19 protein-coding genes are annotated in these 20,343 nt (G+C 28.6%); 1 reads left to right on the plus strand and 18 read right to left on the minus strand.

Going from position 1 to position 20,343, the window contains the following annotated elements; all coding sequences use genetic code 11:
* Positions 1–600 precede the first annotated feature (600 nt).
* The 13 genes from ACQRD5_RS13830 to ACQRD5_RS13890 form a co-directional block, all read right to left on the minus strand.
* The gene (locus tag ACQRD5_RS13830) at positions 601–1,023 is read right to left on the minus strand and encodes an SMI1/KNR4 family protein (protein WP_308780317.1); all 423 of its coding nucleotides are present in this window, start codon (positions 1,021–1,023) and stop codon (positions 601–603) included.
* A gap of 12 nt (positions 1,024–1,035) precedes the next feature.
* On the minus strand, positions 1,036–1,827 hold the full coding sequence (locus tag ACQRD5_RS13835) for an HNH/ENDO VII family nuclease (protein WP_320628094.1): 792 nt from the start codon (positions 1,825–1,827) through the stop codon (positions 1,036–1,038).
* A 74-nt stretch (positions 1,828–1,901) separates the two neighbouring features.
* The gene (locus ACQRD5_RS13840) at positions 1,902–2,246 is read right to left on the minus strand and encodes a hypothetical protein (protein WP_291632115.1); all 345 of its coding nucleotides are present in this window, start codon (positions 2,244–2,246) and stop codon (positions 1,902–1,904) included.
* Positions 2,236–2,658, minus strand: a complete 423-nt coding sequence (locus ACQRD5_RS13845; protein ID WP_291632114.1) for a hypothetical protein — start codon at positions 2,656–2,658, stop codon at positions 2,236–2,238. The genes ACQRD5_RS13840 and ACQRD5_RS13845 overlap by 11 nt, the downstream gene beginning before the upstream one ends.
* Before the next feature lie 535 nt (positions 2,659–3,193).
* Positions 3,194–3,802 carry a hypothetical protein gene (locus tag ACQRD5_RS13850; RefSeq protein WP_291632113.1) on the minus strand — a complete coding sequence of 203 codons (609 nt, stop codon included), beginning with the start codon at positions 3,800–3,802 and terminating at the stop codon, positions 3,194–3,196.
* A gap of 10 nt (positions 3,803–3,812) precedes the next feature.
* A complete protein-coding gene (locus ACQRD5_RS13855) occupies positions 3,813–5,360 on the minus strand; it encodes a TNT domain-containing protein (RefSeq protein WP_427746966.1) in 1,548 nt (515 codons plus the stop codon).
* A complete protein-coding gene (locus tag ACQRD5_RS13860) occupies positions 5,357–5,656 on the minus strand; it encodes a hypothetical protein (RefSeq protein ID WP_308780319.1) in 300 nt (99 codons plus the stop codon). Before ACQRD5_RS13860 ends, ACQRD5_RS13855 begins: the two co-directional genes overlap by 4 nt.
* 12 nt (positions 5,657–5,668) lie before the next feature.
* Positions 5,669–5,965 (minus strand): hypothetical protein, encoded by a 297-nt coding sequence (locus ACQRD5_RS13865; protein WP_294188664.1) that lies wholly within the window; start codon positions 5,963–5,965, stop codon positions 5,669–5,671.
* Between the two features lies 1 nt (position 5,966).
* A complete protein-coding gene (locus tag ACQRD5_RS13870) occupies positions 5,967–6,440 on the minus strand; it encodes a hypothetical protein (protein ID WP_427746967.1) in 474 nt (157 codons plus the stop codon).
* 402 nt (positions 6,441–6,842) lie between these two features.
* Positions 6,843–8,339: a glycerol kinase GlpK gene (gene glpK / locus ACQRD5_RS13875; RefSeq protein ID WP_320627479.1), complete on the minus strand. Its 1,497-nt coding sequence runs from the start codon at positions 8,337–8,339 to the stop codon at positions 6,843–6,845.
* Between the two features lie 196 nt (positions 8,340–8,535).
* A complete protein-coding gene (locus ACQRD5_RS13880; RefSeq protein WP_294188571.1) occupies positions 8,536–9,258 on the minus strand; it encodes an amino acid ABC transporter ATP-binding protein in 723 nt (240 codons plus the stop codon).
* Positions 9,245–9,892, minus strand: coding sequence for an amino acid ABC transporter permease (locus tag ACQRD5_RS13885; protein ID WP_291630506.1), 648 nt, complete (start codon positions 9,890–9,892; stop codon positions 9,245–9,247). The genes ACQRD5_RS13880 and ACQRD5_RS13885 overlap by 14 nt, the downstream gene beginning before the upstream one ends.
* Positions 9,893–10,125: 233 nt before the next feature.
* Positions 10,126–10,947 (minus strand): ABC transporter substrate-binding protein, encoded by an 822-nt coding sequence (locus ACQRD5_RS13890; RefSeq protein WP_294188572.1) that lies wholly within the window; start codon positions 10,945–10,947, stop codon positions 10,126–10,128.
* 371 nt (positions 10,948–11,318) lie between these two features.
* On the opposite strand from ACQRD5_RS13890, the gene ACQRD5_RS13895 reads away from it, so the two are divergent.
* Entirely contained in the window at positions 11,319–12,401 is a 1,083-nt protein-coding gene (locus ACQRD5_RS13895) for an ATPase (RefSeq protein ID WP_291630494.1), read from the plus strand.
* Between the two features lie 31 nt (positions 12,402–12,432).
* On the opposite strand, the gene ACQRD5_RS13900 is transcribed toward ACQRD5_RS13895, so the two are convergent.
* The 5 genes from ACQRD5_RS13900 to ACQRD5_RS13920 form a co-directional block, all read right to left on the minus strand.
* Complete coding sequence (locus ACQRD5_RS13900) at positions 12,433–12,720, minus strand: hypothetical protein (protein ID WP_291630496.1); 288 nt, start codon at positions 12,718–12,720, stop codon at positions 12,433–12,435.
* A gap of 6 nt (positions 12,721–12,726) precedes the next feature.
* On the minus strand, positions 12,727–14,718 hold the full coding sequence (gene ligA, locus ACQRD5_RS13905; RefSeq protein ID WP_291630498.1) for an NAD-dependent DNA ligase LigA: 1,992 nt from the start codon (positions 14,716–14,718) through the stop codon (positions 12,727–12,729).
* Between the two features lie 128 nt (positions 14,719–14,846).
* Positions 14,847–18,152: a UvrD-helicase domain-containing protein gene (locus tag ACQRD5_RS13910; RefSeq protein ID WP_294169189.1), complete on the minus strand. Its 3,306-nt coding sequence runs from the start codon at positions 18,150–18,152 to the stop codon at positions 14,847–14,849.
* Between the two features lie 547 nt (positions 18,153–18,699).
* Positions 18,700–19,416, minus strand: a complete 717-nt coding sequence (locus ACQRD5_RS13915; protein WP_291630502.1) for a pseudouridine synthase — start codon at positions 19,414–19,416, stop codon at positions 18,700–18,702.
* A 156-nt stretch (positions 19,417–19,572) separates the two neighbouring features.
* Entirely contained in the window at positions 19,573–20,106 is a 534-nt protein-coding gene (locus tag ACQRD5_RS13920) for a GNAT family N-acetyltransferase (RefSeq protein ID WP_320627480.1), read from the minus strand.
* Positions 20,107–20,343 lie beyond the last annotated feature (237 nt).

The following is a 20,343-nucleotide window of genomic DNA, read 5'->3' on the forward strand; positions in this document are numbered from 1 at the left end:
CAATACATTGTATTTTTTAGTTATTTATTTTATTTATCTATTTCAATTCTTTTTATTTTTAGTGCTTTTCTACTACATATATTATGTTCACAATTCCATTAACTTTTAAGTGGAATTATTGAGCCTAGGATTTCCTGGCTTATCAACCTAAACATATCTTCTATCCTCGTTTTACTGGCATCTAAAGTCACTAGTCTTAATTAGCTAGGGAGTCCTTAATCAGATACTGTTATCTGTTCAATTACTAAAGATTCTATCCTGTATATATTATTGCTATCAATTCCTTTAACCTTCAGGTAGAATTATTAAACCTAGGTTTTCCTAGCTCATCAGGTTACACATATCTTCTATACTCGATTTACTGGTTTCTGAAGTCACTAGACTTAATTAGCTAGGAAATCCTTTATCAGATACTTATGTCTGTAGAACTACTAAAAAAATAATGAACTAGACTACTCAACTTTCAGCTAGTTCATTTCATCTTCTTACTGCATTATTAAAATTATGAATTGTATTTATTTGTCACCTATGTTGTTTTAACTTTACTTATTATAGTTATATTTTTATGCAGTTAAATCTAACATATTTTTGTATCTAGTTTTAATCCCAATTATCTATTGCCTCTTGAAACGTATCTATTAAATATTCATAGAAATCATTATATCTATATTCTTTATTCTTATTTACTCTATCCCATCTAATTATTTTATTTCTATCATTTGTGTCAATGCACATTATAAACTCTCCCAAATCTTCAATTACTATACATCCAGTTTCTAATCCTAGCTTTCTATACCTCTCTGTTCCATAAATTACAGATGAGTCATCTTTATTTTCTATCCCTAGAATTTCAACTCCACATATTCCTCCAGAACCATAATTACGTATAAACCATCTATAGCCTTCTGGGAAAATTATACTAAGCATGTGTTCAACTAATTTAATATCATCTTCATTTATTCTTCCATAAAAATCATTTTCTTCTCCATACTTATTTATCATATCAACAACTTTATTGTTCATTTAATTCACCTCTTATAAATTTTTAGCTCTCCATCTCCAATATTTTCTTAGAAAATTTGAATATTGTTTATCTAAAATACTATTGTTTCTAAAACTACCTCCATTTTCTACTAAACCATGTAAAATCTTAGTGTATTCATCATGTGTAGTTGCGACTATTTCCACCATACTACCTGCTTCTACTTGTGTTAAATGATGTAACTCTATCTTTGATTCAATACCATTTTTATCAACTGCATATGGAGACCTACCTTTTAATGCCAACTCCTTATTTGTTAGACCTTTAGCTAGTGGGTCCTTAGGTATATAATCCCAATCTATTTCTGTCTGATACACACGCCTTGAAATATCTCTAACTTCTCCATTAACCGTTACAGTCCCTTTAATTTCTACTGCCTTATAATTATCATTTAACCATTTTAAATCTACCTCTTTACCCGATAATTTAGAATTAGCTTTACTTACACCCTCATCTATTTTAGAGATATCCTTTTTAGCTTGTTTAATTCCATCATCTAGTTTCTTAATATCTTCCTTCTGCTTAAGATCATCAACTTCTTCTTTTACTTTATTAGCTTTTGATATATTCTCCTTAAAATTATCTGCAGAAGAAAGCAGCATATTTCCACCTACTGCTGTAATTGCTGTACCTACTGCTACTACTGGTACTGATATTGCTATTGCTACTCCTCCAACTACAATTCCAGCACCAGTAGCACTTGCTGCCGTTCCAACTGCACTTATTGTTACTCCACCTACTAATATAATTGTTCCTGCTATTGTACATATAATACCTTCAGCCACACATATTGCATTTTAGGATAATACATTTTTAATTTTTCTTTTTTATTCAGTTATTTACCTCTAAATTATTCATTCTATTTCCAACCATTAGCTTCTAAAAATTTATCAGGTATTCTTAATTCTAATTGTTCTTGAAGTTCTTTACAGAAAATATCAAAATCTGCTTTTTCATACCATTCCTGACTATTCTTAAGTCCAATAAAGTTTTTTTCTCCATACTGAATACTACATCCTATTACTCCTCTATCATAATTAAATATGACAATAAAATAATCATATGCTTTAAATCTAAGAGTGAATGTTTTATATGGCGTCTCTACAATATTAAATATTTCAAAATCCTCCACCTTATCTTTAAACTTTTCAATTAACATATCTACTACTATATCTGACATTTCATCAGCTGTTTTATTTTGCATACCAAAAATCTCCTATCTTTTTTAATCTTGTATATCCGAATCTATCTTTTAAATATTGCCATTCTTTTTTTAATGCACATTCTCCATATGCAGTTGGGTCATGTGAAAATCTAATTTCTTTTCCTGATTTTATAGCATCATCTAATGCTGGTACATTAAACAAATCAAACATATCATCAGCAGTTATATTATATTTACTTTTTATTACATCCCAATCATTTCCTAAGCTAAAATACGTTGTATCTCCAACCATTACTGTATATGAGTCATTTCCTGGAATTGTCCAATCTAATGTTCCATCAGGATTTACTGTGGGCTTATATTTTCCTAAAGTTATTGTGTCTGAATTAACATTTTGCATGGACTCTGCTCTTATCTTCTTAAAATCATCTACTGGTATTTTCCCATTCACCTTACCATCAACGAGTTTTAATCCATCTATTATGCTATCAGCTTTACTTCCCCCCTTGGAGCATAGTCTATCTTTTTATATTTTACTGCTACACACTAGTATTTCCAATAATTCTCTCAAGAAAAAAATAGAAACTAACCTATTTTATTTTTCAGCTAGTTCCTATATCTTTATCTCACTACATTATTAAGATTATGCAGCTTTAATTATTAATATTTTAGTTAACTTTAATCTCTTCTATGAAAAAGAATTTTTATGCAGTCAATTAAACCTTATTTTTGCAATTAATTATTTTAACACTTCCTAAGATACTAAACTAGAAAATGCATCTAAATATTTAAAAGAAAATTACATTGTTTCATCCAATCATTTTATATTAACTTAAATATCTATTTTCTCATGATTCTATTACGAAGATACTTCTACTACTTTTGCTAGTAATATACAATAATAAAGAGACAATACCATATTCTAAAAGCATTGCCCCTTTTGTCATAAAAATAAATTAAACTTTTATTAATTATAAAATATTATCTTAAGATATAATCAAATTATATTTTTCCTTACTTCCTAATATGTCATTAAATATTTTTTCATATTTATTAATTCTCTCTATACTAATCTTAAAAAATAAAGCTTCACTATAAAATCTAAAAAAAACAAATGGTGCATCTAATTTTTTTTCTTTATACACCTTTTCACCATTCAAACCTAGTAAATAAATACTATATTTACCCTTTTCTTCTTCTTCCTCTAAATTCATCTTCATTTTTTTAGGGTTCTTAATAGAGTAATATTCTTTTCCTACATATAAATTCATTAATTTTTCAATTTCTACAATATCTTTTCCCTCTTGGAATTCATCTCCATTATTATAATTTATTTTTTCTCCCAAAAATCCGTTTATAGCAATTGCAAATTTTCTTCTCATTTCTATTTCTAATAAATATTCTCCTAATATGAATTTTCTTCCTCTTTCCATGCAATAAAAAATATAATTGTTCTTTGAATTCTTCTCCAAAATATATTGAATTTCACTATCCTGAATTACTTCTATTCTATTTTCACTCTCAATAATATTTAAATCCTTCCCCACATACTTCTTTAAATTTTCAATATATGATTTTTCTAAATTAAAACTCATCTTATCCTCCTTACAAACGCTTTAAATATCCTAATCTAATCAATCCATCTATAAAACCTTCTCCTAGATTTAGCTTACTTCTTATCTCCTTTTCAAATATAGGATCAATTTGATATTGTATTCCACCTCCAATTTCATCAAACCAAGGTGCTATTTCTCCTTTCTTCATAGGGATTTCCCTTTTTATCTCATATATGTTATATGATGAAAAATTTGAATTTGGAGCCATCGCTCTATATTCTGTAGGAGTACCTTCATCAGCAAAAAAAGTTCCATTATTCCCACCATATCTATCAATTTTTTTACCTGGCTTCATGCTTACATATTCAAATTCACCATTAAGAAATCCATCTATATTTTTATCTCCATGTTGACCTGGCCAATTTATTTCACCTGTTGTTTGATTGTAATACTTAGGATTATCAAATACATCTTTATACTTTAAATATAGTTCTTCATCTGGAGGGTACTTCCAAGAACTTATTTTTAATTTATCAGCTTTACTTATTCCTTCATCTATTTTAGAAATATCTTTTTTAGCTTGTTTAATTCCATCATCTAGTTTCTTAATATCTTCCTTCTGCTTAAGATCATCAACTTCTACTTTTACTTCCTTAGCTTTTGATATATTCTCCTTAAAGTTATCTGCAGAAGAAAGCAGCATATTTCCACCTACTGCTGTAATTGCTGTACCTACTGCTACTACTGGTACTGATATTGCTATCGCTACTCCTCCAACTACAATTCCAGCACCAGTAGCACTTGCTGCCGTTCCAACAGCACTTATTGTTACTCCACCTACTAATATAATTGCTCCTGCTATTGTACATATAACACCTTCAGCCACACATATTGCATTCCCAACTGCTTTTCCATAATAGTATGATTGCTTATCTGTTACAACATTTTTTATTAAATATTCTTCTGCATTATCTAACTTCTGTGATAAGTTGTAATTTAAGTTGCTACCAAATATTAAATCTACTATTCCATATGGTATAAATGCTATTCCTTCTATATTATCTCTAGCTAAGGATACTAATGTTCCACCTACACCATTTAGTGCTTTTTCATACCATGGTATATCTCTTATTACTGGCATTTCATTTTCTAAATCATCTAAATCAGACTGCAAATAATCTATTTTCTTATCACTATAGATTTCATTAAATTTATTAATAACACCATTATAAATATCACTATTTACTGTTATTCCTTCTGGTGATATCATATTAGCAACATTTACTATTTTTTTATTATATAATATCATATTTTCATATATCTTGTTAAATCTATTAGCGTAATTTACATCTACATTTTTAACTCTATCTAGTATTGTATCAAATTTTTTACTATTTATATTATGCTTGTCTACCATATGACTTTGATACTTACTTACATTATCAAGATAATCATATATATTTAAATCATCCATCTTAAAGGTATCATCTATCCAGTCCCAAAGGAAAAATTGTTTTTCTTCATCTACATTTTCTTTTATTAACTCTCTTATATTGGCTACAGCTTCTTGTGAAAAGTCCCTTATTACACTACTCATTTCTTTAATATCTCACTTGTGAATTCATTAATTCTTTTAGCTGCTGCCTCGTCCATCTCAATATAACCATCACTTATATTTTCTAATAAAACTACTGTATTTTCTATTAAGCCTTGTAGTGTATTCTTTATTCCATTAAACCCTTCACTTACTATATCCATATACTCTTTTGTATAGCCTTTTCCATTATTCTCTTTAGTTATTCCCTTATCTGCTTGTATGTTACTTACTACACTTTTTAAGTTACTTATTTCTCTTTTTATTACATCACTATTTACCTCTATTCTCTCCCCCACTACTTAACCTCCTTAATATAAATAGTTATCAGCAGTATCCATATCCTTAAGAAAATCTTCAGCTGATTTTTTTGCTAATTCACTTAATTCTTTACCTTCATTTTTAAGGCTATCTACTGCCTCTATAAATTTCAATAAATTATCATGAACCTTTCCACTTTTTACTCCATCATTAGCAACTCTTTTTAATATTTCTGAATAACTATCAATATACTTTTCTAATTGCTCTCCAAATTTGCTATATTCATTAGCAATAGCTTTGTTATCATTATCATAAACTACTAGATCATATCCAATATCACTTGCCATATTAAATTACTCCTTTTTGTAAAATTAATCTTTTTTCATATTCTAAATCAGCAATTTTATTTCTTAATCTATTATTATCTCTAGTTAATTCTTCAATATCATAACTTAATCTATTGGCCTTATTATTAACTTCATATATAGCATTTTCAATATTTTGTATTGCCATTGATGTTTCTCTTCCTTTTATAAAATTCAACATTTCTTCAGAACAATCTTTTGCAAATTTTGTATTTGAAAAATTATTCCTTAATACTTCATATTTTCTTAATTTAGCACTTATATAATTCTCAAACTTACTATTAGTTTTTTTAAGATTATTCCTTATTTTTTGTAATTCATTTACCCTTTTTCTTATATTATTTAGCTCTCTATTATTCTCATCTATCCTAGAATTATATTGGTTTATATAATACTTTATTTCATAGTATCTTTGTCTAAATCTGTTTATTTCCCATTCTGTATATTCTTGTCCCATTACCTCCTCCTATTTCCCTATTGATTTGCATATTTTTCCATAATCAAATATTGTATCATCCATTCAACACCTTCCTTTTTAATTAAAATATGTATTTAATTTACATATATTTTATAATATATTTTTCTCTAAATCAAATAATAAGTATAATTGATAAAATAAAAATGAAATTCAAGAATACTTTTAGTCCCATCACAAAGCCATTTAATTCCTTTATCTAAAACTTTATTTCTAGAGCTTTTACTTATTGGAGCTTTAGGTTCTTTCTTAGAAAAATATCATTCCATTGATTCATATCTTTATCATTATCATTCATAAACCATTTTAACCTCTTATTCTTATAATCTTATAAAATATTTCTCTAATTATGCATTAAAAAGGGTTGCTTTCTCGCAACCCTTTTTACTCTTCTTCCCAATTTAGTGTTCTCTTTACAGCCTTCTTCCAAGCATTATAATACTTATTAACTTTGTCAGATTCTAATTTTGGCTGAAATTCTGCTGACATATGCCAAAACTTCTTAACCTCTTCTTTATCTTTCCAAAATCCTACTGCTAGTCCTGCTAAGTAAGCTGCTCCTAAAGCTGTAGTTTCTGATATTATAGGTCTTATAACCCTTGCTTCTAATATATCTGCTTGGAATTGCATTAAGAATTTATTTCTACTTGCTCCTCCATCTACTTTTATTTCTTTAAGCTCATAACCTACATCTTCTGTCATAGCATTTATTAAATCTTTCGTTTGATATGCTATAGATTCTAAAGCTGCTCTTATTAAATGATTTCTATTTGCTCCTCTAGTTAATCCAAAAATGGCTCCTCTTGCATACATATCCCAATGTGGTGCACCAAGTCCTACAAAGGCTGGAACAATATAAACTCCTCCATTATTTTTAACCTTAGTAGCAATGTATTCAGTATCTGCTGAATCATTAACTAACCTTAATTCATCTCTAAGCCATTGAACTACTGCTCCACCTACAAAAACTGAACCCTCTAAAGCATACTGAACCTTATCATCTAAGCCTATTGCTATTGTAGTTAAAAGTCCATTTTTACTTTGAACTCTTTCTTCTCCAGTATTCATTAATAAAAAGCATCCAGTACCATAAGTATTCTTAGCTTCGCCTTTTTCAAAGCAGGCTTGACCAAATAAGGCTGCTTGTTGGTCTCCTGCTATTCCAGCTATAGGAACATTTATATCTGTCTTTCCTCCAAGATTAGCATGTCCATAAACTTCTGATGAATTTTTAACTTCTGGTAACATAGCTTTTGGAATATTTAATTCTTCTAAAATCTTATCATCCCATCTTAAATCTTTTATATTATAAAGCATTGTTCTAGAAGCATTTGTATAATCTGTAACATGAACCTTTCCATTTGTTAACTTCCATACAAGCCATGTATCTACAGTTCCGAATAGTAATTCTCCTCTTTCAGCTTTTTCTCTTGCTCCTTCTACATTGTCTAATATCCATTTAATCTTAGTTCCTGAAAAATATGCATCAACAACTAATCCTGTATTTTCTTTTATATATCCCTCTAACCCTTTAGCCTTTAAGCTATCACATATTTCTGCAGTTCTTCTACATTGCCAAACTATAGCATTATATATTGGAACTCCAGTATTCTTATCCCATACTATTGTAGTTTCTCTTTGATTCGTAATACCTATTGCTGCTACTTCATCTTGACTTATATTAGCTTTAGCTATAACTTCTTGAAGAACTCCATATTGAGTTGCCCAAATTTCTAATGGATCATGTTCTACCCATCCTTCTTTAGGATAAATTTGTGTAAATTCTTTTTGACTTATATCTATTATATTTTGTTCTCTATCAAATATTATAGCCCTTGAACTTGTAGTTCCTTGATCTAAAGAAATAATATATTTTTTCATAGTGATCACTCCCTTTATATAATTTTATAATAAATTTATATTCTTAACTATCATATGAATAACAAATATTTCTATAAATTATTTAAGGATAGAGATTATTCACTTATGTAGCATATATTAAATCTTCTAATAAAAAATATAAAAGATATATTAAACTGGCTATATATAAACCATTTAATATATCTTTTAAGTTATCTTATAAAACTTTTGATAAAAAGTCCTTTGTTCTTGTATTCTTAGGATTGTCAAATATTTCCTCTGGAGTTCCTTGTTCTACTATCTTTCCTCCATCCATAAATATTATTCTATCACCAACTTCTCTTGCAAATCCCATTTCGTGAGTTACAACTATCATAGTCATACCTTCCTTTGCAAGATCTTTCATAACATTTAAAACTTCTCCAACCATTTCTGGATCTAAAGCTGATGTTGGTTCATCAAATAGCATAACATCTGGCTCCATAGCTAAAGCCCTTGCTATTGCTATTCTTTGCTTTTGTCCACCTGATAATGATGATGGATAAGCATTTGCTTTATCTAATAAGCCTACCTTTTTTAATAAATCATTTGCTTTCTTTACTGCTTCTTCTTTAGATTTATTTTTCACATTAATAGGAGCAATAGTTAGATTTTCTAAAACTGTCTTGTGAGGGAATAAGTTAAATTGTTGGAATACCATTCCCATCTTTTCTCTTATTTTATTTATGTTAGTATTTTTATCTGTTATATTCTTGCCTTCAAATATAATTTCACCATCAGTAGGTTCTTCTAATAAATTTAGACATCTTAAAAAAGTACTTTTCCCAGATCCTGAAGGTCCAATGACTACTACCACTTCACCTTTGTTAATAGTTTCATCTATACCTTTTAAAACTTCATTTTCTCCAAAATATTTGTGTAAATTATTAACGTTGATCACCGGCCTTCATTCTCCTTTCTATATAATTCATTAATCTTCCTAATGTAAATGTAATTACAAAATAGAATACTGCTGCAACTATTAATGGCTCAAATCCTCTGAAGGTTTTACCTCTAATAACTTTAGCTGCATACATAATTTCTCCAACTCCAATTACAGATGCCATTGAAGACTCCTTTATTACTGTAACAAATTCATTACCTATTGCAGGTAGAATATTACTAATTGCTTGTGGCATTACAATAAGTCTCATAGCCATAAATTGACTCATTCCTAAGCTTCTTGCAGCTTCATATTGACCTTTATCTACAGCATCTATCCCTGCTCTTATTATTTCAGATACATAAGCCGCTGAATTTAAAGAAACAGCTATGATACCAGCTGGTAATGGTGCCATGTTTATTCCTAATAATTCATCAAAAGCATAATATACTATCATAATTTGAAGAAGCATTGGAGTTCCTCTAATTATTTCAATATATGCAGTTGCAATTGCCTTTAATGGATTTATTTTAAATATTGTAAATTTTGATCTTTTCATAAATGTTAAAATAGATCCAAGAATTACACCACATAATACACTTATTGCTGATATAATTAATGTCCACTTAACACCGTCAAAAAAATATGGCATATATCCAGATAAAAAACTAAAATCTAATGTCAAACCTTACACCCCTTATCTATATTTTTCACAAATTATAAAATGAATAATGAAAAATGTAAAATTAAAGAAGAAACTCCTGTAGGAGTTTCTAAAATATATATTTTTTGGTAATTCCTTTCGAATTACATCAATAATTCTATATTTTTAATTATAGAGCTACTTTAACAACTCCACTTCACTTTTGATTTTTAATTTGCTTATTAATTTTCAACTTGCTTTTCAGCTAATGCATTTGCATCTACAATAAATTGATCTAATAATTTTTCTTCTTTAATTCTCTTAATTGTACCATTAACAGAATCTAATAATGCTTTTTGATCTTTCTTTAATCCTATAGCAGAACCACCTTCTGAATCTTTAACTGTTTCTTCACCAACTACTAATTCTGGATTATTCTTAACTATCATTTCAGCAACTGGTAATTCAACTACTAAACCTTCAATTTTTCCTGATTTTAATCCAAGAACTAAATCATTAACATTTGATAATAATTGAATATCTGCTTCTGGAATATTATCCTTAGCTACACCTTCTTGAATAGCACCCATTTGTGCTCCAACTTTTTGACCCTTTAAATCTGCAAAAGTCTTATACTTGTCCTTATCTGCAGCTCTTACTACTAGTCCTTGTTCAGCAACATAGTAAATGTCTGAAAAATCCACAGCTTCTTTTCTTTCTGGAGTAGGAGTCATTCCTGAAATAACTAAATCGATTTTTCCAGATGGTACACCTGCTACTAATGAATCAAAATCCATATCTTGGATTTCTAATTCAACTCCCATATCTTTTGCTATTTCTTTAGCAATATCAATATCAAAACCTACTATTTCATCTTTTCCTTCATCATTAATTATATGAAACTCATATGGAGCATAATCTGCACTTAGACCTACAACTAGCTTTCCTTTATTCTTAATTTCAGTAAGCTTGTCTTCTTCTTTTTTTCCACAACTTATTAATCCTATACTCATAACACCAATAGTAGCTATTGCAAATATCTTCTTTAACATTCCTTTTTTCATATCTAAATCCCCCTGATTATTTATTCCTATCTTCTATTTTTACGTTAGCATAATTATACACCTATAATTTATTTTTATGCAATACTTTTTTATAATTTTTTTATTTTTCTTTTATAATTATAATTTTTCATTATAATCACTATAAAAACCTTATATTTTTTCACTATAAGTAAATATTTTATATATAATAAGTCGAATTTTGATATTCATTTTTTTGAAATATTTATACATAACCCTAAAATAGAATTGAAAATTTATGCATTAAATTGAAGTTGTCAGATATAATTTAAATTTATATAGTTACACTTTAAACATATATACATATATTATTATTGAAACATTATTGCAGCAATAATTAGGAGTGGTAATTTTTGACTTATAAAAAAGAAAGGCATATTTTTTTAGGAGGTAATACTTATAAAGGCTTTCATTCTTTTTTTAACTATATAATAAATAAAGAAGAAGCCAATAGAATTATTTGTATTAAGGGTGGTCCTGGAACAGGAAAGTCTTATTTAATGAAAAGGGTAGCAGCTTTCTTTCTTGATAAAGGATATTCAGTTGAATATAATCATTGTTCTTCTGACGAAAAATCTCTAGATGGAATTGTAGTACCAGAATTAAAGATAGCTATGCTTGATGGTACTTCTCCACATATGGTGGATCCAATATATCCTGGTGCTATTGATGAAATAATAAATATGGGAATTGCTTTAGATAATGATGCTCTTTCTTTAAATAAAAAAGAATTAATTAGTGTATACAAAGAAATAAGCAACAACTTTCAAAGAGCTTACAAATTTCTTTCTTCAGCTAAACCTATTCATGATGATTGGAGTAAGTTAAATTCTGAGGCCTTAGATTATAGTAAAATAATTACTATATCTGATAGTCTTAAGGAAGAAGTTTTTAATAAGCAGAAGTCTGGATTTGGTAATGAAAGACATATATTTGCAACGGCCTTCACACCTAGCGGAATAATTACCTTTACAGAGGATTTAGTTGCTCCATTTAAACACAAATTTATATTAAAAGGAGGTCCTGGCTTTAGCAAGACTAAAATCCTTATAGAATTAGGAAAGCTTGCTGAAAAGAAGGGCTACTTCGTAGAATATCTTCATGATCCATTTAATCCTGAAAGAATTGAGCACATTCTGATTCCCGAAGTATCAGTTGCAATAGTTACTGAAAATGAAATTAGCAATTGCTCCTTTAATGGAAAAGCCTATAATATTGAAGACTTTTGCTATTCCTCTATTCTAAAAAAGAATAGGGAAGAAATAGAATATGATAAAAATATGTTTAATGACCTCACTGATAAAGCATTAAAATTAATATCTAATGCTCATATTATTCATGATGAATTAGAAGCCTATTATATAAAAGCTTTAAATTTTGATATATTAAATGATATTTATCTTAGCACAATTAATAAGCTAAGTAGATATATTTAATTGGGGGCTGTGCCACAGCCCCCATTTTTTTCTATTTAACTAAGTTTATTATAAATAGTAAAGAAATAATTGAAATAACTATACATATTGTTGAATAAATATATTTCTCTTTTGCAATCCTATTTAATAGAAATCTAATTCCCCAGAGTGCCATAGTAATACATATCCCCATTTGTAATGGAAAATATGAATTAAATATAGGCATACTATTAATGAAATGATATGTTGTTAAAAAAGTAAGTATAATAATTACACTAGTTGAAATTGCTGCTATTGTACATATAAGTGTAAATAAATCCTTAACATTAAACTTCTTCATTTCTCTCTACCCCTTTATTAATCCTTCAAACTCCTCTTCACTTAATACACTAACCCCAAGTTCAATTGCTTTTGCTAACTTTGATCCAGCCTCTTCTCCAGCTATTACAAAGTCTGTTTTTTTACTAACACTACCAGCTACCTTTGCACCTAAAAGTTCTAACTTAGCTTTTATTTCGCCTCTTGAATAATTCTTTAATGTCCCAGTAACTACTACTGTTTTTCCTTGAAAAGGACTTTCTATTATTTCTTGTTCTTTAAATTTTGGATTAACTCCAAGTTCTAAAAGCTCATTAATAGTATTTATGGCTTTTTCTTCTTTAAAGAATTCCATAACACCTTGAGCTACTATATCTCCAACATCTTGAACTGATACTAACTCTTCAAAACTTGCATTTTTTAAACCCTCTATAGATTTAAATTTATTAACTAAATCCTTAGCTGTTTTAACTCCTACATTAGGAATACCTAATGAATATATAAATCTATATAGCTCACAATCTTTACTTCTTTCAACTGCATCTAAAAGATTTTGTGCCTTCTTTGGTCCAAACTTATCTAAGTGTAATAATTCTTCCTTATTAAGTCTATATAAATCAGCTATAGATTTAATATCTAATTTTTCAAATAGTTGCTCAGCTGTTTTTTCAGAAAAGCCTTCAATATTCATAGCATCTCTAGATGCGAAATGTACTATACTTTTAACCATTTGTGGCTTACATGATAAAGTATTTTCACAGAAATAATGAACTCCATTTTGAACTAAATGTGCTCCACAAGCAGGACAAGTTTCTGGAACATTTATCTCTTCAGTTCCTTCTAATGAAGCTTCTACTACTCCCATAATTTCTGGTATTACATCATTAGATCTTCTTACAAATACTTCAGCACCAATTCTAACACCTTTTCTTCTTATATCATCTATATTGTTTAATGTTGCTCTCTTTACAGTTACACCAGCAAGCTCAATTGGCTCTAATATAGCAGTGGGTCCAACTCTACCACTTCTACCAACATTCCATTCTACATCTAATAGCTTTGTAGTAGCTTCTTGAGCTTCGAATTTATAGGCTATTGCCCACTTAGGGAATTTTACTGTATATCCCATAAGCTCCCTAGTTCTTATATCATCAATAGCTATAACAACTCCATCAATATCATAATTTAAATCAAATCTTATATCTCTAATATAATCAATTTCTTTTTCTATTTCCTCTATTGATGTACAGAATCTAACATAATCATCCATTGGAAGACCCTTTTCTTTTATAAACTTTAGCATTTCTTCATAAGTCTTAAAAGCTTCTCCTTCTTTATATCCCACATCATAGAAAAATGCTGATAAATTTCTCTTTGCAGTTTCCTTTAAATTTAAATTTCTTAAAGCACCAGCTGCTCCATTTCTTAAATTCTTAAGTGGTACTACTGCTGTTTTATTATAATTTTCAAAGGCTTCAGTAGTCATTATAGCCTCACCATGTATCTCAAATAAATCATTATTATCTATTTTTAAAGGAATAGATTTTATAGTTCTAACTTGAGCTGATACTTCTTCTCCAACTTCACCATTACCTCTTGTAGCTGCAGAAGATAATATGCCATTTTCATCATAAGTTAAATTAATTGTTAATCCATCAAACTTCTTAGTAAGCAAATATCTTGGAGATGGTAAATTTTCTCCCCTACTATTCATTTCACTAATAAATTTAAGATTTCTATTATGCCATGCCTTTAATTCTTCAATACTTTGTGCCTTATCCAAACTCCAAAGTCTAGCTCTATGAGTATACTTAACAAAACCTTCTAGAATTCTATCCCCTACCCTAACTGTAGGAGAATAAGGAAGAACATAATTTATTTCCTCTTCCAAAGCCTTTAGCTCATAATATTTTTCATCATATTCCTTATCAGTAACAGATGGATTATCTAATGAATAATACTCATACGCATATCTATTTAATTCATCAACTAATTCTTCAATTCTTTTCTTTTTATCCAAATAAAAACACACCTTTCTAAAAGTTGCTATACAACTTTTAAATTAAAAATGCAAAATGTAAAATGAAAAATTTTCTTAATTCTTCATTCTACATTCTTAATTCTACATCTAGTTTTTACGAGCAAAAACTACAGCAGTTCTAGGTTTGCTAATGAAAGCATAAGTATCTTTATGCCTTGACTATCAAAAGCTATAGTTAGCTTTTTATCGCTTCCTGTATCTGCAATTGCTACTATTGTTCCAACTCCAAACTTGCTATGTTTCACCTTTCTCCCCATAGTAACTTCATCTCCTGAAACTGTAGATGTTGGTCTTTGAGGTTTTGGCCTTGGTCTATTCATAGCACTTCCTCTTAAGCTGTGAGGATTGTTAAAACTACTTTCTGGTTTGAACATTGCTTTTCTTGTTTCTTGTGCTCCTCCAGTTGCTGATACATATTCCTTTAAGTCTGATTTAATTTCTGCTATAAAATCAGATTGAGGATAAGCTACAGTTCTACCAAATTGTCTCCTAACTTCAGCAGAGGTCATAAATAATTGTTCCTTAGCTCTAGTTATTCCAACATAACAAAGTCTTCTAGACTCTTCCATTTCTGATTCACTATCAAAGGAAGCAACTCCTGGGAAGATTCCATTTTCCATTCCTACCATAAATACTACTGGGAACTCTAACCCCTTAGCACTATGAACAGTCATTAATACTATTGTATCATCTTCCTCTTCCAGCTTATCTGTATCTTGAACTAAGGATACCTTTTCTAAGTAGGCAGATAAACTTTTATCTTCACTACTTCTTTCAAAATCAACAGCATCAGATACTAATTCCTTTAAGTTTTCAATTCTGCTCTTATCTTCTATTTCATCTGACTTTTCTAATTCAGCTATATATCCTGTTTCCTTTAATATAGTTTCTATTAAAACTGACACAGGAAGCACTTCACTCATATCTACGAATCTTTCCATCATTTCCATAAATACTTCAATTCCTCCACAATTTCTTGCAGTAAGTGTTGGAATATTTCTAACTGTATTTAAAGCATCCCATAATGGAAGTTCATAATCATCAGCAAAATCAACAACCTTATTAACAGTTGCATCTCCAATTCCCCTCTTTGGAACATTTATAATTCTTCTCAAGCTTATGCTATCTGTTGGATTTACTAATACCTTTAAATATGAAAGCATATCCTTAATTTCTTTTCTATCGTAGAATCTAGTTCCTCCTAAGATTTTGTATGGAATATCGTTTCTTCTTAAGCTTTCTTCAAATATACGTGATTGAGCATTAGTTCTATAAAGAATAGCAAAATCTTTAAAACTTTTATTTTCTTCTTTCTTAATCTTATTAATTTGACTTGCTACAAAGTTTCCTTCATCACTATCTGAATAAGCTCTATAAACTTTAATTTTATTCCCACATTCTTGTTCAGTTCTTAAAACCTTACTTTTTCTATTTGCATTATTAACTATAACTACATTTGCTGCATCTAAAATATTTCCCTTTGAACGATAATTTTGTTCAAGTTTTATTACTTTTGCATTAGGATAATCTTTTTCAAAGTCTAGTATATTCCTAATGTCAGCCCCTCTCCATTGGTAAATGCAATTGTGAACAACAATGTCATTAGCTATATAATTTCTTGCATAATCAATATTTATGTCATAGACACTTCCAGAATAGTCTTCTAATTCAACAGATACTATTTTATCTTCAACTATATTATTATCCTTTAATGTAGCTATAGCCATACCTTCTTTTAAGCTTCCCATAGGCATAAATTTAAAGGTATTATCAGCAGTTAATTTAGCTTTTCTAACTATTTCAAAATCATCATTAACTTCTTCAAGCTTTCTTGAAAATTCTTCTGCATCATCATATAAAGCTCTTTCTGTTTCTACTCTAAAGGTTTTTCTTTGGCCATCTCTTACGTTGAATCCAGCAGCAATAAATTTATTTTTATCTTCTTCTCCTGAAGAATTTAATCCTATTCTGTGTGAATAAATTCCTCTTTCTTCAGACTTACGTCCACCGAAAAAGCTTAAATTAATTAACTTTCTTGAACTTTCTCCTATAATTACTGCAGAGCTTATATGATGAGGATAAGCTTTATATAAAAGCTCTTCATCCATTAATCTATCTGCTGCATCAAAGGTATTTATTTCTTTAAATAAATTATTTATTTGATCTTGGCTTAAAGTTATATTTCTTCCTCTAGAATTAAATACCGTTTTCGGAATACCATACTTAACAGAATAAAACTCTTCGTAATAAGTTGCTTCTCCTTTTGATGAGCAAACCTTAATTACCCACATTTTATCTGCTTGTTCTCCATTTAATGTAACTGCCAGACCACTAGCTTTTTTATTTTCTCTACTTCTAATTGAAGATGTTTGACCTATTCTATATCCATATCCTTTTTTATACATAAGGTACACATAATATTTCCCCTCTTCAATTAATACTCTAGTAAAGGTTAAATGGTTTGGTGTTGATTTTATAACTTTTCCACTTTCAGTAGTTACTTTTACTATCTTTCCTTCATAAATTTTCTTGGAAATATTTTTTACATCTAATAACTTAGTTTCACCATTACCAACTGCAACTCTAACCTTATCAGCTTCTTTTAACTCTTCAATATTTACCTTTCCATTTTCAGATTCAATTAAAGTGCCTTCAACTAAGCATTGATCATCGTCACCTACTACACATATATTCTTATGACTTTCTGCAAGTAATCTAATTAACTCATATTGAACCTTATTTGTATCTTGGTACTCATCTACCATAATATATTGAAATTTTCTTTGATAAAATTCTAAGGTTTCTTTATTACTTTTAAATAATTCTACTGTCTTAAATATTAAATCATCAAAGTCTAAAGCATTGTTTTCCTTAAGTCTCTTTTGATACATTTCATAAACATCTGCTATTTTCTTTTCTCTAAAATTACTTTCATGTTCCCTCATAAAGCTTGCAGGGCTTTGCATATTGTCCTTAGCTTTACCTATCTTGCCCATTATTTCTTGTAGCGTTATATCTTTATCATTTATATTTAAAGACTTCATACACTCTTTTATAAGCGTCTTTTGATCTGAAGTATCATAAATTGTGAAATTTTTCTTATATCCTATCTTATCTATTTCTCTTCTAAGTATTTTTACGCAAGTAGAGTGGAAGGTTGATATCCACATATCTTCTGCTCTTTCTCCTATTAAAGCTTTAACTCTATCTTTCATTTCTTTAGCAGCTTTATTAGTAAAAGTTATAGCTAAGATTTTATATGGTAAAATTCCTAAATCATCTATCATATGAGCCATTCTATATGTCAAAACTCTAGTTTTTCCTGAACCTGCTCCTGCTAGTATTAATACTTGACCTTCTACAGTAGTGGCCCCTTCGTATTGTTCTTTGTTAAGTAATGACTTTAAATCCATCTATACAGACTCCTTTCCTATTACTAACATATTATATCATACATATCTTTTATATTGTTGCCCAAATAACCTCAAAATAGATATATTAAGTATCAAAAAACAATTTATTTATATTATTTTATTTCTATTTTAAAAATAAATATGAAATTATTTATTCATAATATACATTATATGATTGTTTTTATTCATAACTTAATTCATTTTTTAATATTTTTGAATTTTATTATAAGAATGTATATGAGTTATCATTCAAAATTAAAATTAATCAATTTTTTATATCATTTTGTAGAAGTTCATCTGAAGCATTTTGCTAGTTTTTATTCATGGTTAAACATTTACATTTTAGACAAAACAAAAAACGCAACCCTTGGGGCTAGGTTGCGCTTTAGCAATAAGCAATAAATAAAAAGGGGGCTATTTATTCCTTTTATTTATCCTTGCAAAGCTATTATATTTCATACACCTTAAAAATGCAAGTTTTTTTGAAATAATTATGTGAAAAAATCTAAATTATGAATGATTTTATTTCATTTTTTCAAATCGTTCGTTAAAATCCTTTTAATATATTAATTTCCTCTTCTGTAAGCTCTCTATATTCGCCTTCTTCTAGATCTTCATCTAGTTTTAAAGTTCCAAACTCAACTCTTTTTAGATAAACCACAGTTTTTCCTACAGCTTCAAACATTCTCTTAACTTGATGATACTTACCTTCTTGAATTGTAATCATAACTTCTGATCCATCTTCTGTAGCTTCTAATATTTCAAGTTTAGCTTCTTTACATACATATCCATCATCTAATGTTATTCCATTTTTAAACTTCTTAATATCTTCTTCTGTTACCTTCTTGTCTATTTTTGCATAATAAATTTTATCTACCTTCCACTTAGGAGATATTAATCTATGATTTAATTCCCCATCATTAGTTAGTAATAAAAGTCCAACTGTATCTTTATCTAATCTTCCAACTGGAAATGGATTAAACACTTGATGTTCAACTTCTAATAAATCTATTACTGTCTCATCTCTATTATCTACAGTTGCTGAAACTACCCCATCAGGTTTATTCATCATTAAATAAATATATTTTCTATAAAAAATCTCTTCACCATTAACTACTATTTTGTCAGCTTCAGGATCTACCTGCATACCATTATCTTTAACTAATTCACCATTTACTTCTATAAGACCTTTTCTTATAGCTTGCTTAATTTCTTTTCTACTTCCATAACCTAAATTAGACAAAACCTTATCTAGCCTTTCCATATAGGCACCTTCTTTCTTAGTATATTTTAAACTACTATGAATTATTTTATTACTTAAAGTGAAAAGACACAAGCCGAAAAATGTAGAATTAAAAATGAAGAATGAAGAATTATGGAAAAAACTCCTTTAGGAGTTTTAGAAATTTAATTTTTTTATTTATATCCCCTTATTATTAATCCAGTATCGTTGTATTACCTCGTCCTCATCTTTTACTTCATTTTCTAAAACTCCATTTGCTGAAAGAATTGTATTTCTAGATGGGAAATTATCCTTATTACATGTAATTAATACCTTGTTAATCTTAAGTTTTTTAGCTTCTAATAATGCTAATCTTAGCTGCTCTTTTGCATAGCCCTTTTCTCTTTCAGATTTTCTTATTGAATATCCTATATGTCCTCCAAACTTCAATAGATTATCATTTAATCTGTGACGTATATCTACCATACCAACTAATCTATTATCTGATTTTCTTATAGTTAAAAATTGAGAGCTTGGAACAAACTCTTTAGCACAAGTTTCTTCATTTTCATTTTTATCTACCCATTGAAGCCACTCTTCTATATTTTCAAATCTTCTTAAACTAGAAGTTCCATCCATACTATCATCATTATCTAAAAATTCCTGACGATATTCATATATTTGTTCTAAATAATCCCTTGAAGGCTTAACTAAAATTAACTCTTCTCTCATAAACTCACATCCCTTAAACAATATCTTATTAAAATAATTATATACCAATCATCCATTATTTTACATACATAACCTATATATCTAAAAATATATTTTTTCATAGAAAATTCATTTTAAATTTTCTTTTATAACAAGGAGCTGTCGCGTTAGCGGGTAAAAAAATCCGCTGGCGACAGCTCTTATTCTATACTAAAAAGAAAATATTTTAATTTTTGATAATGAAATAAAATTATTTTA

This window comes from Clostridium sp. SGI.024 (assembly GCF_050315195.1).
In the GTDB taxonomy this organism is placed as follows: Bacteria; Bacillota; Clostridia; order Clostridiales; family Clostridiaceae; genus Clostridium.

Coding starts and splice junctions, on each gene's coding strand:
- ACQRD5_RS13830 (WP_308780317.1), bottom strand. CDS start 1,023: ATGAACAATAAAGTTGTTGATATGATAAATAAGTATGGAGAAGAAAAT.
- ACQRD5_RS13840 (WP_291632115.1), bottom strand. CDS start 2,246: ATGCAAAATAAAACAGCTGATGAAATGTCAGATATAGTAGTAGATATG.
- ACQRD5_RS13850 (WP_291632113.1), bottom strand. CDS start 3,802: ATGAGTTTTAATTTAGAAAAATCATATATTGAAAATTTAAAGAAGTAT.
- ACQRD5_RS13855 (WP_427746966.1), bottom strand. CDS start 5,360: ATGAGTAGTGTAATAAGGGACTTTTCACAAGAAGCTGTAGCCAATATA.
- ACQRD5_RS13865 (WP_294188664.1), bottom strand. CDS start 5,965: ATGGCAAGTGATATTGGATATGATCTAGTAGTTTATGATAATGATAAC.
- ACQRD5_RS13870 (WP_427746967.1), bottom strand. CDS start 6,440: ATGGGACAAGAATATACAGAATGGGAAATAAACAGATTTAGACAAAGA.
- glpK (WP_320627479.1), bottom strand. CDS start 8,339: ATGAAAAAATATATTATTTCTTTAGATCAAGGAACTACAAGTTCAAGG.
- ACQRD5_RS13885 (WP_291630506.1), bottom strand. CDS start 9,892: ATGCCATATTTTTTTGACGGTGTTAAGTGGACATTAATTATATCAGCA.
- ACQRD5_RS13890 (WP_294188572.1), bottom strand. CDS start 10,947: ATGAAAAAAGGAATGTTAAAGAAGATATTTGCAATAGCTACTATTGGT.
- ACQRD5_RS13900 (WP_291630496.1), bottom strand. CDS start 12,720: ATGAAGAAGTTTAATGTTAAGGATTTATTTACACTTATATGTACAATA.
- ACQRD5_RS13910 (WP_294169189.1), bottom strand. CDS start 18,152: ATGGATTTAAAGTCATTACTTAACAAAGAACAATACGAAGGGGCCACT.
- ACQRD5_RS13915 (WP_291630502.1), bottom strand. CDS start 19,416: ATGGAAAGGCTAGATAAGGTTTTGTCTAATTTAGGTTATGGAAGTAGA.
- ACQRD5_RS13920 (WP_320627480.1), bottom strand. CDS start 20,106: ATGAGAGAAGAGTTAATTTTAGTTAAGCCTTCAAGGGATTATTTAGAA.